Source organism: Streptomyces endophyticus (genome assembly GCF_035798155.1).
In the GTDB taxonomy this organism is placed as follows: Bacteria; Actinomycetota; Actinomycetes; order Streptomycetales; family Streptomycetaceae; genus Streptomyces; species Streptomyces endophyticus.
Genome location: NZ_JAOZYC010000164.1, coordinates 120,296 through 136,784 on the forward strand (window position 1 = coordinate 120,296; position 16,489 = coordinate 136,784).

General features: G+C 72.3%; 14 protein-coding genes. 11 read left to right on the plus strand and 3 right to left on the minus strand.

What is annotated here, in order from left to right; translation table 11 throughout:
* Positions 1 to 8: 8 nt before the first annotated feature.
* Positions 9 to 527 carry a hypothetical protein gene (locus OKJ99_RS33365; protein WP_326021855.1) on the minus strand — a complete coding sequence of 173 codons (519 nt, stop codon included), beginning with the start codon at positions 525 to 527 and terminating at the stop codon, positions 9 to 11.
* Between the two features lie 210 nt (positions 528 to 737).
* Here OKJ99_RS33365 and OKJ99_RS33370 point away from each other — a divergent pair, with 210 nt between their 5' ends.
* Positions 738 to 1,277: a flavin reductase gene (locus tag OKJ99_RS33370; RefSeq protein WP_326021856.1), complete on the plus strand. Its 540-nt coding sequence runs from the start codon at positions 738 to 740 to the stop codon at positions 1,275 to 1,277.
* Between the two features lie 28 nt (positions 1,278 to 1,305).
* On the opposite strand, the gene OKJ99_RS33375 is transcribed toward OKJ99_RS33370, so the two are convergent.
* Positions 1,306 to 2,316, minus strand: coding sequence for an AraC-like ligand-binding domain-containing protein (locus OKJ99_RS33375; RefSeq protein WP_326021859.1), 1,011 nt, complete (start codon positions 2,314 to 2,316; stop codon positions 1,306 to 1,308).
* A gap of 155 nt (positions 2,317 to 2,471) precedes the next feature.
* Here OKJ99_RS33375 and OKJ99_RS33380 point away from each other — a divergent pair, with 155 nt between their 5' ends.
* From OKJ99_RS33380 to OKJ99_RS33405, 6 genes are all read left to right on the plus strand, one after another.
* Positions 2,472 to 3,965, plus strand: a complete 1,494-nt coding sequence (locus OKJ99_RS33380; RefSeq protein ID WP_326021861.1) for an APC family permease — start codon at positions 2,472 to 2,474, stop codon at positions 3,963 to 3,965.
* Complete coding sequence (locus OKJ99_RS33385) at positions 3,962 to 4,594, plus strand: response regulator transcription factor (protein WP_326021863.1); 633 nt, start codon at positions 3,962 to 3,964, stop codon at positions 4,592 to 4,594. The genes OKJ99_RS33380 and OKJ99_RS33385 overlap by 4 nt, the downstream gene beginning before the upstream one ends.
* 6 nt (positions 4,595 to 4,600) lie before the next feature.
* Positions 4,601 to 6,103: a PAS domain-containing sensor histidine kinase gene (locus OKJ99_RS33390; RefSeq protein WP_326021865.1), complete on the plus strand. Its 1,503-nt coding sequence runs from the start codon at positions 4,601 to 4,603 to the stop codon at positions 6,101 to 6,103.
* 126 nt (positions 6,104 to 6,229) lie between these two features.
* A complete protein-coding gene (locus OKJ99_RS33395) occupies positions 6,230 to 7,375 on the plus strand; it encodes an acyl-CoA dehydrogenase family protein (RefSeq protein WP_326021867.1) in 1,146 nt (381 codons plus the stop codon).
* Positions 7,376 to 7,450: 75 nt separating this feature from the next.
* Entirely contained in the window at positions 7,451 to 7,813 is a 363-nt protein-coding gene (locus OKJ99_RS33400; protein ID WP_326021869.1) for a hypothetical protein, read from the plus strand.
* 11 nt (positions 7,814 to 7,824) lie between these two features.
* The gene (locus OKJ99_RS33405) at positions 7,825 to 8,589 is read left to right on the plus strand and encodes an SDR family NAD(P)-dependent oxidoreductase (protein WP_326021870.1); all 765 of its coding nucleotides are present in this window, start codon (positions 7,825 to 7,827) and stop codon (positions 8,587 to 8,589) included.
* On the opposite strand, the gene OKJ99_RS33410 is transcribed toward OKJ99_RS33405, so the two are convergent.
* Positions 8,579 to 10,144, minus strand: a complete 1,566-nt coding sequence (locus OKJ99_RS33410) for an aldehyde dehydrogenase (protein ID WP_326021872.1) — start codon at positions 10,142 to 10,144, stop codon at positions 8,579 to 8,581. The genes OKJ99_RS33405 and OKJ99_RS33410 overlap by 11 nt on opposite strands.
* A 201-nt stretch (positions 10,145 to 10,345) precedes the next feature.
* Between OKJ99_RS33410 and OKJ99_RS33415 the strand changes: the two genes are divergently transcribed.
* From OKJ99_RS33415 to OKJ99_RS33430, 4 genes are all read left to right on the plus strand, one after another.
* On the plus strand, positions 10,346 to 12,274 hold the full coding sequence (locus OKJ99_RS33415) for a primary-amine oxidase (protein ID WP_326021873.1): 1,929 nt from the start codon (positions 10,346 to 10,348) through the stop codon (positions 12,272 to 12,274).
* Positions 12,275 to 12,494: 220 nt separating this feature from the next.
* Positions 12,495 to 14,060 carry a hypothetical protein gene (locus OKJ99_RS33420; protein WP_326021874.1) on the plus strand — a complete coding sequence of 522 codons (1,566 nt, stop codon included), beginning with the start codon at positions 12,495 to 12,497 and terminating at the stop codon, positions 14,058 to 14,060.
* Between the two features lie 93 nt (positions 14,061 to 14,153).
* Complete coding sequence (locus tag OKJ99_RS33425; protein WP_326021875.1) at positions 14,154 to 16,058, plus strand: sensor histidine kinase; 1,905 nt, start codon at positions 14,154 to 14,156, stop codon at positions 16,056 to 16,058.
* A 3-nt stretch (positions 16,059 to 16,061) separates the two neighbouring features.
* Complete coding sequence (locus OKJ99_RS33430; protein WP_326021876.1) at positions 16,062 to 16,487, plus strand: roadblock/LC7 domain-containing protein; 426 nt, start codon at positions 16,062 to 16,064, stop codon at positions 16,485 to 16,487.
* Positions 16,488 to 16,489 lie beyond the last annotated feature (2 nt).

A 16,489-nucleotide genomic window follows, 5' to 3' on the forward strand; every position in this document is an offset into this window, starting at 1 on the left:
TCCGACCGTCAGGGGAGCACCGGCGAGTCCGGGGACATGACCACGGCCTCCAGGCCCGGGTGTGCGAGGACCTGCTCCGCCGCGGCGGCGGAGCAGGCGATCCACGTCGCGGTGAGATCGGTGTCCCCGTGCACGAACCAGGAGCGGTCGGCGGGCCACCACAGGTCGGGTACGAGGGCGTTGTCCACGTCGCCGCCCTCCCCGAGCTCACCCGCGACGGCCATGGCCAGGAGGGTCACCGTGCCGACCGGGCCATGGAACACGGGGTACCCGCGGTGGGGCAGTCCGAGGCGGGGCGCGCCGGTGACGTCGACCGAACTCCGGTCGTCCTCCAGGTAGCCGCACCCTTCCCACACCCCGAAGTAGCAGTCGTCCGGCGTGGTCGTACAGCCTTCCAGAACCGATGCCAACGGCGCGGCCAGCGGGCCCGGCAACGTACCCTCGCCCGGCCCGCACGGCTCGTCGTCCTCGTCGCACCCGGCCGGATGCAGCACACGTAGGTACCGCTCGTACCCGGCGGGCAGCAAGCCCTGCGGGAAGCGAAGACATCGTCACCCGTGCAGTATGCGGTGACGCTCACCCGGCACCCGGCACCCGGCACCCGGCACCCGGCACCCGGCACCCGGCACCCGGCGCCCGGCACCCCGCACCCAGCGCTCGGCATAGGGGAAATCCTTAACGGGTGCGAAGGAACTCTCGATATCGCGGGGCACCCGCCGCGCCCTACCGTGGCAGCCATGACACCCGTGACACGCAGGGCAGCGGTGGACCAACTCACCTCGAACCAACGATCGTTCCGTGACGCGATGGCGAACCTCTCCGCAGGCGTCAACATCGTCACCACGGACGGACCGCGCGGTCGCGCCGGCATCACGGTGAGCGCGGCCTGCTCCGTCACCGACGACCCGCCCACCATGCTCGTCTGCATCAACCAGTCCAGCCGCAGCCACGACCTGTTCACGGAGAACGGGCGGGTCTGCGTCAACGTCCTCGGCCCCGACCACGCCGACGTCGCGAAGGCCTTCGCCGGCGGCGTACCCGCCGAGGAGCGCTTCGCGGCCTGCGGCGACGTATGGGACCACACGCTCGCCGACGTGCCCGTGCTCAAGGGCTCCGCCGCCTCGATCGTCGGGCGCGTCACCGGCACCGCCGAACGCGGTTCGCACACCGTGATGTTCATCGAGGCGGAGCGGGTGCTCGTCGGCGAGGACGGGGCGGGCGCGCTGGTCTACTTCCGCCGGCAGTTCCACGCGATCCCGACGTCACTGACCGCGTGACGGGCGCTGCCCGCGCACGCGTGGGGAGTTACCCGTCCGTCCGCGTGCCGATTCGGCCGTGAGGGGCCTGTTCCGCGAGTGCGAACGCGCGGCGGCGGAAATCGCGTGGCGTGCAGCCGTACGCCGTCTTGAACACCCGGCTGAAGTGGCGGCCGTCCAGCAGCCCCCAGCGCGCGGCGATCATGCCGATGGACTGCCGCACCGCCGCCGGACTCGACAGATCCCGCGCGCACCGCTCCAGGCGGCGCGTCCGGATCCAGCCCGCGACGGTGAGGTCCTCGGCGGCGAACAGCTTGAACAGATAGCGGCGGGAGATCCCGTGCGCCTCGGCGATCGAGTCCGGGGTGAGCCCCGGGTCCGGGAGGCGGCTGTCGATGTGCGCGCGGATCCGCAGCATCATCGCGTGTCCCGGCTCCGCGGGCGCCGCACGGTCGAGCCGCTCCGACACCAGCGCCGTCATCAGCGACGCCGCCCCGTCCGCGAGCCCCGAAGCCGCGGGCCCCGCGCAGGTACGCGCCTGCTCCCCGAGCGAGCGCAGGAAGGGCCCCACCACGGCCGCCACTCCGCTCTCCCCGGTCAGCGGCCGCGCCGTGAGACCGCGCACCGCCTCGGGCCGCACCGGCAGCATCGCCCGCGGCACCAGCATCAGCACGGTGCGGAAGGCGGTGTCGTAGCGGAACGCGTACGGGCGCGTGGTGTCGCAGATCACGAGGTCGCCGGGGCCCAACGCCCCGTACACGCCGTCCTGTTCGACGACACATGTGCCCGCGACCTGAAGTGCCACCTTGTAGTGGTCGTCCTCGCTCCGCGCCGCCAGCCGCTCGGTGCGCCGCACCCGCAGCGGCCCCGCGCTGATGGAGCCGAGCAGGAGCTGCCCCAGCGCGTCGCAGGTGGCCGTGCCGTGGAAGGCGCCCGCCGCGACCGGCCGGGTGTCGAGCCCGCCGAACACCTGCGACATCTCCTTGGCCCAGTGGTCGAAGCGGTCGTCCCGGGCGACGCCGTCGGTGGTCACGTACTCGGTGCTCACGTACGAAGGCATGCCGCGCTCCACCCGCCGGGGGACTTTCGATCAACGTAGCCCGCGCGTGCGTGCATGCAAAGGCGGTAACGGATGCACGCGCCCGCACTCCGGGACCGCCCGCCGCGCGCACAGTACGTCCCGACCCCACCGAACTCCGGCCCCAGGGAGACCGCGTGATCGAGCAGTCCGCAGGACCGGACACGTCACCGGACACGTCACCGGACACAGGACCGCAGCCCCGCACCCGGCTGCGCAAGGGCGCCGTGGGCGTGGCCGGGATGGTGTTCTTCGTGCTGTCCGCGCAGGCGCCCCTGACCGGCGTCGCGGGGACCCTGCCCATCCCGCTCGGCCTCGGCAACGGCGGCGCGGCGCCCGCCGTCTATCTCGTGGTCGGCGTCATGGTGGGCCTGTTCGCCGTCGGGTTCATCGCGATGAGCCGGCACGTGACCGACGCCGGCGCCTTCTACGCGTACGTGTCCCGCGGCCTCGGCCGGCCGCTCGGCGTCGGTGCCTCGCAGGCGGCGATCCTCTGCTACAGCGCGACGCAGGCCGCGCTCTACGGCCTGTACGGCGTGGTGGTGCAGGGACTCGCTCAGCGCTACCTCTCGCTCGATCTGCCGTGGTGGGTGTGGACGCTCGCCACGATGCTCCTCGTGCAGGCGCTCGGCTCCCTCAACATCGAGCTCGGGGCGCGGCTGCTCGCCGTGCTCGTCGTCGCCGAGACCTCGGTGCTGCTGCTGTTCGCCGGGTACGAACTCCTCAGCGGCGGCGGCCCGCACGGCCTCGACATCGCCGGGTCGTTCGCCCCCTCCGCCTTCTTCACCGGCGCGCCCGGCGTGGCGCTGACCTTCGCGATCGGCTGTCTCCTCGGGTTCGAGTCGACCGCCCTGTACGCGAAGGAGGCACGGGACCCCGCGCGCACGGTGCCCCGCGCCACCTATGTGTCGGTCGCGGCGATCTCGCTGTTCTTCGCCTTCGTCTCATGGATGATCGTGAGCTACTACGGCGCGGACCGGGTACAGGGCGCCGCGCTCGACGCGCTGCGCGAGGGCGATGCCACCTCCGTCGTCCTCACCCCCCTCACGCACACGCTGGGCGGCTGGGCCGGTGATGTCACGCAGTTCCTGCTGGCCAGTTCGCTGCTCGCGGGCGTCGTCGCCTTCCATAACGGGATCAACCGCTACTTCCACTCCCTCGGCCGGGCCGGGGTGCTGCCCCGCGGGCTCGCCCGCACCAACCGGCACGGGGCGCCCTACGCGGCGAGCCTGGCGCAGACGGTGCTCGCCGCCGTCCTCGTCGTGCCGTTCGCCGTCGCCGGGGCCGACCCGGTGCTCACGCTGCTGACCTGGGGCGGTGGCGTCAGCGTGCTCGCGCTGATGCTGCTGTACCTGCTCACCTCGGTGTCCGTGATCGTGTTCTTCCGCAGGACCCGGCTCGATGAAAGGATCTGGCACACCGTGCTCGCCCCGCTGCTCGCGATCGCCTTGCTGTGCGGCGCGACGGTACTGGCACTGCGCAACTTCACGACCCTGGTCTCCGCGTCCGGCACCACGGCGCTGGTCCTGGAGCTGACCGTGGTCGCGGTGTTCGCCGGGGGCGTGGTCCTCGGCCTCCTGCGGCCGGGCGGCGCGGAGGCATGTACGTACGAAGGAAGCGAGGAACCATGACAGGTGAACCGGCGGCCGACCTCGTCTATGTGCTCGACGACGACGAGCAACTGTGCCTCTCCCTGGCCTGGTTGCTGGAGTCCGTGCACATCAGGACCGAGTGGTTCACCGACGCCGACGCCTTCCTCGACGCCTTCGACCCGGACCGCCCGGCCTGCCTCGTCCTCGACGTACGCATGCCGGGCATCGGCGGATTCCACGTACAGGAACTCCTCAACGCCCGGGGCGCCGCACTGCCCATCGTGTTCGTGTCCGCGCACGGAGACATCCCCATGTCGGTGCGCGCCCTGCAAGCCGGAGCCGTCGACTTCCTGGAGAAGCCCTACGATCCCCAGCGGCTGCTCGACATCCTGCAGAACGCCCTGCGGGTGGCCGGTGAGCGCTACGCGCTCCGCGCCGAGCAGCGCTCCCTGCGCGAGCGGATCACCCATCTCAGCCCGCGCGAACGCGAGATCCTGCGCCAGGTCGTCGAGGGCATCCCCAGCAAGGTGATCGCCCGGCAGCTCGGCATCAGCCTGAAGACGGTCGACGCCCACCGGGCGCGGATCCGCGAGAAGACGGACGCCGACACCCTCGGCGCGCTCATCGGCGACATGATGCGCTGCGGCCTGCGCCCCGAGGAGGTGTGACACCCGATGCCCGCCACCGCCGACCTCGGATGCCCCGACCTGGCCCGCCTCTTCGAGGTCATCGACCACTGCGTCCTGGTGCACGACGCACACACCAATGACATCCTGTGGGCCAACCCCGCCGCGCGCACCGCGCTCGGTTTCACGCTCGACGAGCTCAAGCCGCTCAAGGCCCCCGACATGAGCTCCAACGCGGCGCAGTACGCGCGCCACATCGGCGTCGCCTGGCTCCAGCGGGCCGCGGACGAGGGCCGCAGCCGCATCGAGTGGTGCTACCGGTCGAAGTCCGGCACCGACATCCTCAGCGAGGCGCTCGCCGTGCGCGTGGAGCTGTCGGTCGGACCCGTCGTCATGGTGCAGTTCCGCGACATCGCCGAGGAGAAGGCCACACGGCGTGATCTGACCCGCACCGAGGCCCGGCTCCAGGCGTTCCTGCGCAACCTCGATGAGGGCATCGTCGTCCTCGACGACGACGGCCGGATCGCCTTCGCGGGCGAATCGGCCGGCATCCTGCTCGACCGGGACCCCGACGGCCTGCTCGGCACGGACTTCACCGCGTTCCTCGCGGCCGATTCCGGCGCCGTCCTGCGCGGCGTACTGAAGGACACCTCGCGCGGCGGCCGGCCCACCGACGCCCGCTACCGGCTGTCGGTCTCCGACGGTGCCGGTGGTGGCCCCGACCGCTGGTTCGCGGCGCGCAGCCAGTACATCGACATCGAGAACGACCTGCGGGGCCTGCTCCTCCTCTTCCATGACATCACCGACACGGTGCACACCGAGGAGGAACACCGGCGCGACGCCGAGTACCTCAACCACCTGGCCCGCTACAACGCCATGGGCGACATGGCGATGGCCATCGCCCACGAGGTCAGCCAGCCCATCGCGGCCGCCCACAACTTCGTCGCCGGCGCCCTCGGCCGCATCGGCGACACCCCGGAACCGGCCTCGCTGCGCTGGGGCCTCGACCACGCCACCCGCCAACTGGAGCGCGCCACCTCGATCCTGTCGAGCCTGCGCGCCTACGTCGTGCGCCTGGCGGACGCGAAACGCTCCGTCGACCTGGGCGACATCGTGGCCGACTGCGCGTACTTCGTCGACGTACGGGCCAGGGAGCACCAGGTCGCCGTGTGCTGGGAACGCACGGCTGCGGACCTGCCCGTCAGCTGCGAGCAGGTGCTCATCGGGCAGGTCGTCATGAACCTCGCCTTCAACGCCCTGGAGGAGATGGCCCGTTGGCCCGACCGACCCGGGGAGGTCACCATCGCCACCCGCAGGGGCACCGACTGCGCGGAGGTCGAGGTGCGCGACACCGGCGGCGGACTCCCGGCGTCCTCGGACGGGCGGATCTTCGACGGGGTGTTCACCTCGAAGGGCAACGGCCACGGCATCGGCCTCGCCCTGAGCCACCGCATCATCACCCGCCACGGCGGCGAGATCGAGGCGTTCCCGAACTCCCCGCGCGGCACCGTCTTCCGGTTCCGGCTGCCGCTGCGGGGCGCGGACGCGTAAACGATCAGGGAAATCCCCTACGTTCCGCCAGCCATTCCCAATTGTTGGCGCACCGTGACCGCGCATAGCGTGATGGGTGCATCGAGTTCGAGCAATCAACTCGCAGCCCAGGCAGGGGAATTACTCATGACGCAGACGCTGGATCCGCTCTCGACCTCCACCGACGCGGCTTTCGAGCACGTGCTTGACCTGGTGGCCGAGCGCAGGGCGGAATTCGAGACCGCGCGGCACGTGCCGCGCGACATGATCGCCGAATTCAAGAAGGCGGGCCTCTACCGGGCCAGCGCGCCCCGGCGTTTCGGCGGCGAACCGCTGCCACCGGCCGCATTCCTGCGCCTGATCGAGCGGATATCGCGGGTCGACGGATCGGCCGGCTGGGTCGCGAGTTTCGGCTCCTCCCTCATCTACCTCGCGGCGCTGCCCCTTGAGACCCAGGAGCGGCTGTACGCGGACGGGCCCGACATCGCCTTCGCCGGCGGCCTCTTCCCCGTCCAGAGCGCCGAACAGGTCGACGGCGGCTACCGGGTCTCGGGCCGCTGGAAGTTCGCGAGCGGCTGCAAGGGCGCCGACGTCCTCGGCGTCGGCATCAAGGTGGGCGAGGACCGGGCAGGCCGGCCGCGCACCGCGGTGCTGCGCCCCGAGGACGTCGAGATCGTCGAGAACTGGGACGTCATCGGGATGCGCGGCACCGGCAGCCACGACCTCGCCGTCGACGGCGTCGTCGTCCCCGAGGAGTGGACCTTCGTCCGCGGCGGCGAACCGACCGTCGACGAACCGCTGTACCGCTACCCGGCCGTGCCGTACGCGGCGCAGGTCCTCGCCGTCGTCGGCCTCGGCGTGGCGCGTGCCGCGCTCGACCAGGTCATCACGGAGGGCGGGCGCGCCAGTTACACCGGAGGGCCCGTCGCCGCGGACCGCGCCGCGTACCGGATCGCGGTGGGCCGCGCCGAGGCCCGGCTGCGCTCGGCGCGCGCCTTCTTCTACGAGATCACCGAAGAGGTGTGGGAGACCGTACTGAGCGGCGATCCGGCCACCGCCCACCAGGCGAGCCTGCTGCGCCTTGCCTCCACCGCCCTCGCGCAGGAGTCCTTCGACGTCGCCCGCACCGCCTACCAGCTCGCGGGCATCCGGGCCATCGCGGACGGCAGCCCGATGCAGCGCTACCTGCGGGACGCCTCCGTCGTGCCACAGCACGCGTTCCTTCAAGAGGGCCTGTACGACGGGGCGGGGGCGGTGCTCATGGGCGTCGACCCGTTCCCCGGCTATATCTGATCCCGGTCCGGCCGCTCCCCACCCTGTTCACGATTCACGATTCACGGTTCACGGTTCACGAAAGGTGACATCACCATGACCACTTCCCCCCAGGCACCCCTGCGGGTGCTGTTCTGCATCGGCGTCAACCAGAACTTCTTCGACCTGCCGACCGGGCAGGGCAAGGCGGTCTGGGACGGCTTCACCAGCATGCTGCGCCAGCTGCACGAACTGCCGGGCCTCAATGTCATCGGCACCATCGACGACGACCAGCACATGGTCGGCCCCTCCGGCTCCTGGCCGTGGACCAGCTATGTCCTCGCCGACGTCGTCGACCAGCCGACCGTCGCCGCGGCCTGCAACCTCTTCCGCACCGTGCAGGTCGGCGAGCACGGCCTGTGGCGCTACATGAAGATCGAGGCCCGCGTCGGCCGTCCGCTGCCGGACGTGACGAAGTGAGCCCGGAGGGCGTGGGGGAGCGCTGGGAGGACGACACGCACCGGGTGGTCCTGGTCACCGGGGCCGCCGGCGGCCTCGGCGGCTGCATCGCCGCGCGCTTCTACGACCACGGGTACCGGGTCGCCCTGACCGACCTGGACGAGGAGGCCGCCACCAAGGCGGCGGCCGAACTCGACCCCACCGGCGAGAACGCCGTCGGCCTCGCCCTCGACGTCCGCGACAAGGACGCCTTCGCCCGCGCCCGCGACCGGCTCGTCGAACGGTGGGGCGCGGTGCACGTCCTTGTGAACAACGCCGGGCACTCCAAGGTCGAGTCGCTCATGGACATCACCCCGGAGAGCTTCGCCGCCGTGGTGGAGACCAACATGCACGGCACCTTCTTCGGCTGCCAGGTCTTCGGCTCGTACTTCGCCGAGCGCGGCTACGGACGCATCGTCAACCTCGGCTCGCTCGCGGGCCAGAACGGCGGCACGGCGACCGGCGCCCACTACGCGGCGGCCAAGGGCGGCGTCGCCACGCTCACCAAGATCTTCGCCCGCGACCTCGGCCCGCGCGGCGTCACCGTCAACGCGGTCTCGCCGGGCCCGCAGGACCTCCCCGTCGTGCGCCGCACCGTGGACCCGGAGAAGCTGGCGCAGACCGAGGCGATGATCCCGGTGGGCCGCCTGGGTCGCCCGCAGTTCATCGCCGACATGGTCGTCCTGCTCTCCGCCGAGCACGCGGACACGGTGACCGGGGCGTGCTGGGATGCCAACGGGGGGTTGTTCATGCGGTGAGCGTCGTCGTGGTGGCGGTCATCGGCGTGTGCTGGTGGGCCGCCCCCGCGTCTCGGGGCTCTGCCCCGGACCCCGCTGGCTCTCGTCCGTCTGCGGGGCTTGACTGGTACACGCTCTGGAATCGCAGATACGCGGCGAGTCCCTCGGGGCCCAGCTCGCTGCCCAGGCCGCTGGCCTTTGTGCCGCCGAACGGGGCGACGGGGTCCGGCAGATAGCCGTTCACGCCGATCGTGCTGGTGTGCACGCGGCGGGCGACGGCCGCGCCGCGCTCCGGGTCGGCGGTCCACACGGTGCCGCCGAGCCCGAAGTCGGAGTCGTTGGCGATGCGGACGGCGTCCGCGGCGTCCTTGGAGTCCTCGTAGGGGATGACGCACAGGACCGGGCCGAAGATCTCCTCGCGGGCCACGGTCCAGGAGTTGTCGACGTCGGCGAGGACGGTCGGCTCCAGGAACCAGCCGCGGTCGAGGTCGGCGGGGCGGCGGCCGCCCGTGGTGAGCCGGGCGCCCTCGGCGAGGCCCTTGGCCACATGCCCCTCGACCCGTTCGCGCTGTGCGGCGCTGACCAGCGGGCCGACGAGGGTCTGCTCGTCCAGGGCGTTGCCGACGGGCAGGGAGCGGGCCAGGTCCGTGACGAGGTCGACGACCTCGGCGTAGCGGCCGCGCGGGGCAAGGATGCGGGTGCTGAGGAAGCAGGTCTGCCCGTTGTTCGTGAGCGTCGCCGCGACGAGGTCCTGGCCGATGACCGCCGGGTCGAGCTCGGCGTCGTCGAGGACGATGCCGGCCGACTTGCCGCCCAACTCCAGTGTCACGGGCCGCAGCAGGCGCCCACAGGTCTCGCCGATGGCGCGGCCCGCGGCCGTCGAGCCGGTGAACGCGACCTTGTCCACGCCCGGATGCGCCACCAGGTGGGCGCCCGCCGCGCGCCCGCCCGGCACGATGTTCAGCACCCCCGCCGGCACCCCGGCGGCCTGCGCGGCCTCGGCGACCAGGTAGGAGTCGAGCACGGTCTCCGGGGACGGTTTGAGGACCACCGTGCAGCCCGCCGCCATCGCGGGCGCGATCTTGAACATGGACAGGACCTGCGGATAGTTCCACGGCACGATCGCCGCCACGACCCCCACCGGCAGTCGCCGCACCTCCACCGAGCCGCCGAGCAGCCCGGCACGCACCTCGCTGAACCCGGTCTCGCGGGCCAGACCCGCGTAGTAGCGCAGCACCGCGCCGGGGTAGCCGACCTCCAGCTGCCGGGCGATGTTCACGGGCATCCCGTTCTGGGCGCTGACCAGTGCCGCGATGTCCCGCGCCCGCGCGTCCAGTTCCGCCGCGAACCGCTCCATCACCTCGCCGCGCCGCGACGGCTCCCAACTCGCCCAGCCACCAGGGGAGTCGAAGGCGGCACGGGCGGCGCCCACCGCCGCGTCGACATCCGCCTCCACCGCCTCGGGGACCGAGCCGAGCGACAGCTCCGTGCTCGGGTCGACGGGCGCGAGGCGCCGCTCGGTGCTGGGGCGCACCCACGCTCCGCCGATGTAAAGGTGGTCATGGCGAGAGTCCATGTGACGTACTCCGTAGGTCGCTCGGTGGACCGTTCCCGGCGGGACGGCATGCTGCGACCCTGACCCTTCGCGCGCGGCGCGGGACACCACTGGGTGCACGCAATGGCGCCTCCGCGTGCACGCGCTGCCGCACAGGCGGGAGTTCACCGGCCTACGCTCGCGGTGACACGGACGTAGGGGAAAGAGCTTCGGGAGCGTCTCATGAGTGACCTGCACGATCACGATCACGACCCGCTCGCACCGGTGACCGCCGAGGAGATCCGGGCGGCCCGGGACATCCTGAGCACCGCGGGCCTGCTCGCCGACTCGACCCGGTTCGCCTACCTGGGGCTCGAAGAGCCCGCGAAGGAGGCGCTGTTCGAAGGCGGTACGGAGGCAGCGGACTGGCGCCGGGTGCGGGTCCTGCTCCAGGACACGGCCGGGGCGCCCGCCCGCGACGTGGTGGTGTCCCTGACGGACCGGCGCGTGGTGTCGGACCGGCGGCTCGACCCGGTGACGGACGGGCAACTCCCCGTATTGGAAGAGGAGTTCGGTGCCGTCGAGGAGCTGCTCGCCAAGGACGAGCGGTGGCTCGCCGCCCTGGAGAGCCGGGGCCTCGATGTGCGGAAGGTGCGGGTCGCACCCCTGTCCGCCGGTGTGTACGCCGACGAGTACCCGCAGGAGAGCGGGCGGCGCATCCTGCGCGGCCTCGCCTTCGTGCAGGACCACGAGGTGGACCACGCCTGGGCACACCCGGTCGACGGGCTCGTCGGCTACGTCGATGTCACCCACCGCACCGTCGATCAGGTCATCGACCTCGGCCCCGTCCCGGTCCCCGCCGGCTCAGGCAACTTCGACGACCCGGAGGTCGCGGGCCCGCCGCGCACCACCCAGCGCCCCATCGAGATCACCCAGCCCGAAGGACCGAGCTTCGCCCTCGACGGCCACCGCCTGACGTGGGAGAACTGGTCGCTTGACATCGGCTTCGACGTCCGCGAGGGCCTCGTCCTGCACCGCGTCGCCTTCGCCGACCGGGACACCGGACGCACCCGCCCGATCGTGCACCGCGCCTCCATCGCGGAAATGGTCGTGCCCTACGCCGACCCGTCCCCGGTCCGCTCCTGGCAGAACTACTTCGACACCGGCGAGTATCTGATCGGCCGCTGCGCCAACTCCCTTGAACTGGGCTGCGACTGCGTCGGAGACATCACCTACCTCGACGCGGTGATCGCCGACGAGCAGGGCGAGCCGCGGACCCTGCGCAACGCGATCTGCCTGCACGAGGAGGACGACGGGATCCTCTGGAAACACACCGACCTGTGGGCGGGCTCCGCCGAGACCCGGCGCCAGCGCCGCATGGTGCTCTCCTTCTTCACCACCATCGGCAACTACGACTACGGCTTCTACTGGTACCTGTACCTCGACGGCACCATCGCCTTCGAGGCCAAGGCGACCGGAGTCGTCTTCACCGCCGCCTACGAGGGCGACGACCGGTTCCGGGCCGAGATCGCGCCGGGGCTCGGCGCCCCCTTCCACCAACACCTGTTCTGCGCACGCCTCGACATGGCCGTCGACGGAGTCACCAACCGCGTCGAAGAGGTCGACGCCGTCCGCGTCCCGGTCGGCCCCGACAACCCGCGGGGCAACGCCTTCACGCTGCGCCGCACCCCGCTGCTCACCGAGCGCGCGGCCCAGCGCGACGCCGCCCCGGCCGCCGACCGCACATGGCACATCACCAACCCGGAATCCCTCAACCACCTTGGCCGGCCCGTCGGTTACGCCCTGTTCCCTGAGGGGAGGCCGACCCTGCTCGCCGACCCGGAGTCCTCGGTCGCCGCGCGCGCCGCGTTCGCCACGAGGCACCTCTGGGTGACCCGCTCCGACGCCGCCGAGCGCTATCCGGCAGGCGACTTCGTCAACCAGCACCCCGGCGGGGCCGGCCTGCCCGCGTACGCCGCCGCGGACCGTGACCTCGACGGACAACCCCTGACCCTGTGGCACACCTTCGGCCTCACCCACGCCCCACGTCCCGAGGACTGGCCGATCATGCCCGTCGACCGCACGGGCTTCACCCTCAAGCCGTTCGGCTTCTTCGACCGCAACCCGACGCTGGACGTGCCGCGTCCGGGATCCGCCCACTGTCATGGGTGAGCGACGCGCGGCAGGATCCTCTCTTCTGCCGCCCGGTGCGGGTGTCTACAAACGATCTTCACAGATTCATCGCCTCAGTAGTACCTGACGTAGACATAATCGCGGCTATGGATCTCCGCAACCGCACATGCCTTCGGCATGCGCACCGTCACATACCGGCCGGTCGACGGGAGTTAGGGGTCCGCTCGCCGGACGCCGGGAGCGCGGGGGCGAGGCGCTGATGGCCCGGCGGACGCTGCTGCGGGTCCTGCTGGAGGAACGCGGCTGCCACGGATACGCGGTCTTCGACGCGGAGTTCGGGCGCGCGGCCGCGGCCGCCGCGCGGGACCTGGGGCGCCCCGGGCTCGCCGCGGTGACGGCCTCGCAGGCGACGTGGAAGCGGTGGCTCAGCGGTGAGCAGGTACCGCGCGCGGACACCGCGAAGGTGCTGGAGCACTGGCTCGGCGCCGAGGTCGCGGCGCTGCTGCGGCCGGTGGCCGACGCCCAGGACGGCCCCCGGCCACGGACCGGCGCGGAGGTGGTCCGCGACACCGCGCGGGCGCTCGACGACGCGTTCGGCGGCTCCTCGCTCAGGCTGTCGGACGCGCCCTCGGGACTCGAAGGACTGTGGCACCTGACCGGACGGCACCGCTTCGACGGCGCCCAACTGCCGGTGCAGATCTACGAGGCCGACGAACACGCCGGACTCGTCATCATCGGCGCCGCGGACCAGCCGCACATCCGGCACTTCATCCGCCCCACCAGACGGGCCCTCATCCTCGCCGAATCCCGGGGGAGCGCGTACGCCCTGGACGCCGCGTACGCGAAGCGCGGCCTGGTCACCGGCGGCGACATGCTAACCATCCCGTCCGCCTACCGGGTCGATCAGCTCACGTACGCGCTGCTGTGGGCGATGACCAACCTGGACGACAGCCTCCAGGCCGACGACGCCGTGCTCCACGCGGAGCAGCAGCGGCTCGGCCCGTTCCTGGACCAGCGACGCTCGGCCATGGCCCGCGAGGCGATGCCGGAACTCACCAACGTGGGCGCGGCCTGGCTCGGCATGCACGTCTGCGCCCGGCACATCACCCGCCAACTCGCGGGCACCAGCGCACCCCCGCTGTTCTGGACGCCGCTGCCCTCCGCCGAGGACGCCGCGGCCTGGCTGTTCTTCGCGTGCTGGCCCGAGTACCTGCGCGACATCCAGGACGGCGCGGGCGCGGCCCCCTCCGAGCGGGCCCTGTACGTCCCGGAGGGCGTCCTGCGCGACGCCGCGCCCCATGAACGCGTCCTGCTGTGGCTCGTCGTGGCCCTGATGGAGCTGCACGGCCTGGAGGTGCGGGTGTACGCCGACCCGGGCTTCGCCCGCACCGACGCCTTCGTCCTGGTCCCCGACGACAAGGTGATCGTCACCAACTGGATGGCGGAGCACGGGATCTGGCACGTCGACACCAGTGACGCGCCGGCTGACGTCCGGGCGTGCGCCGCACTGCTCGACCGGGCCCGCGCCGACGCGGTGACCCGCGGCGCGAGCCCCGAGGAACGGCTGCGCTCGCTCGCCGACCACCTCGACGTGGACTGGGAGTGGCTGACGCGGCGCTGCGGCGAGCTGGCGGCATTCGGCGCCGGGGGACTGCTGCGGCCCCGCAGCCGGCTCGTCGACATCGAGTCCCTCGACGCGGTGCTGGCCTTCGCGGGCAAGCTCGGCGGACCCGAACGACCAGACGGCACACCGGCCGAAGACGGAACGACCCTGAAACGACCCTGGGCTGAAGTAGCCCCGAACGCCCCTGAAGCATCAGGGTAGTTCAAGATCTTGATGCGGCTGTTGTCCGAGGTGCCGGCCTGGTGGCCCGCCACACGCACCGTGCGCCGCTCGCTTCTCTACCGAGGAACCCCCATGCCTGACTACTCCGCGGACGGTGCCGCCGTGGGCGGCCGCGGTCTGCACCGCGGCAAGCCCGCGTCGACGCTGCTCTCCGAGAAGGGGCTGCGGCAGCGCCTGACCCTGCTCGCCGTCGCCCCGACCGCGTCCGTCACCGTCGCGGCCGCGGGCGCGTACGCGGCGTGCGTCGGCTCGGACTCCGCCGCGGTGGCCTGGAGCGCGGGCGCCGGGGCCACGGTGCTCTGCGGATCGGCCATCGGCCTCGCCTGGCGCGCGGCCCGCGCCACCGCCCGCACCCTGCACACCGCGCACGCCGCCCAGGAAGCAAGTGTCGCCGAGCGGTCGGCGCGCCTGCGGGCGACGCTGACGGAGCGCATCGACGGGATCCAGCGGGCGGCGGAGCGGATCCAGCGGGGCGAGCCCGCGGGCTCGCCCGTCGCCGCGCCGCCCCACATGATCGACTCCCATCCGCTCGCCGTGCTCGAACACGAGCTGCACCACGGGCTGCACGCCACGCACAACGCGGTCCTGCAAGCCGCGACGCGCCGCCAGCTCGACGCGTTCACCACCATCGCCCGCCGGCTGCAGACGCTGGTCGTCCGCGCGCTCAAGAGCCTCGACGACGCCGAGCGGATCGTGGAGGACCCCGAGCTGCTCAACACCCTGTTCGGCATCGACCACTTGATCACCCGGATCCAGCGGTCCGTCGAGAGCATCGCCGTCCTCGGCGGCGCCGTCCCGCGCGAGATCCGCCACCCGGTACCGCTGGCGACCGTGCTGCGCCAGTCCATCGCCGAGATCGAGCAGTACCCGCGGGTGCGGGTGATGCCCGTGGCGGGCGGCGTTCAGGTGCGTGGGCACGCCGCCGTCGAGACGATCCACCTGATCGCCGAACTCGCGGAGAACGCCACGCGGTTCTCGCCGCCCACCAGCCAGGTCCTGATCCGCTCCGCGATGGCCGGCTCCGGCATGGTGATCGAGGTCGAGGACCGGGGGCTCGGCATGTCGGACGAGGACCGGCGCCGGATGAACGAACTCCTCGCCCACCCCGAGCAGTACGACGTCGAGCAGCAGCTCAAGGACGGCCGCACCGGTCTGTTCGTCGCCGCGAAGATCGCCTCAAGGCGCGGCCTCACGGTCCGCCTGGAAGCCAACATGTACTTGGGTACGCAGGCGATCGTGATCCTGCCGCACGCGGTGCTGCACACCCCTTCGGACGACGCCGCGCCCGCCGCGGCCCCCGCAGCCACCCCGTCGTACGCGCCCCACCCCGACGCGAACGCGCCCGTGGCAGTGGCGACTTCGCTGCCCGAACAGCAACCCCTGCCCGAGGCCGTGTCGGTCGGCCCGGTGGGACCGGTCGTCCAGGCGGGCGCGCGGCACGGGGAGCGGCGGGCGGAGCTGCCCCAGGAGACCCCGGCCAGGCAGGAGACCCCGGTCAGGCAGGAGACCCCGGCCAGGCGGGAGCCGGAGGCCGGGGCGGCGCCCCGCGCGGCCACCCTGCCGCGCCGGGTCCCCGCCCGCTCGACCACCGGCCGCATCCCGACGGCCACCACCGCGGGCCCGTCGCCGTACCCGGCACCCGGCAGCCCGCCCGGCCCGATGCCGCAACCGGGCCCCACGTCCCACACGACGGGACAGGCGTCCCGGCCCACCCCCACGCCGGAGAGCCCGCAGAACGGTGGCGGTGATCCCGCCCAGCGCCCGCCCCTGACGCAGCGGACGCGACGTGGCTCCAGCCACCTCGTGCCCGAACTGCGGCACGGCGCCGCCGCGGACGAGGAACTCCCGCAGCAGCACAACGAACTCGACGGCGGGCTCCTCGCCCGCTACAGCGGCGGGGTACAGGCGGCCCGCCGGGAGACATCCCGGCCCGACGCCTCGCAGCCGCCCAGGTCCGACGAACACCAGGAGAACTGACACATGACCACGCAGGCGCCTTCAGAGGACCTCGACTGGCTCCTCGCCGACTTCTCGGCCCGGGTGCCCCACGTCCTGGGTGCCGTGCTCGCCTCCAGCGACGGCGTCACCCGCTACCGGCACGGCTTCGACGACGCCTCGGCGGACCGGCTCAGCGCGATCGCCACGGGAATGTGCTCGCTCGGCACCGGCCTCAGCACCATCCACCAGCCGATGGCCGGGGTGGAACAGGTCATCGTGGAGTGCGCGGGAGGCTATCTGTTCGTCTCGAAGGCCGGGCTCAACGGAGTGCTCGGCGTCCTCGCCGCGCGCGAGGCGGAGGTCGGCGTCGTCGGCTACGAGATCACCATGCTCGTCAGGAGCGTCCGCGGACACCTCGGCACGCCCACCCGTCTCAGTCCGGCGCCCTCGCCCGACTGGGCGCAGTGACC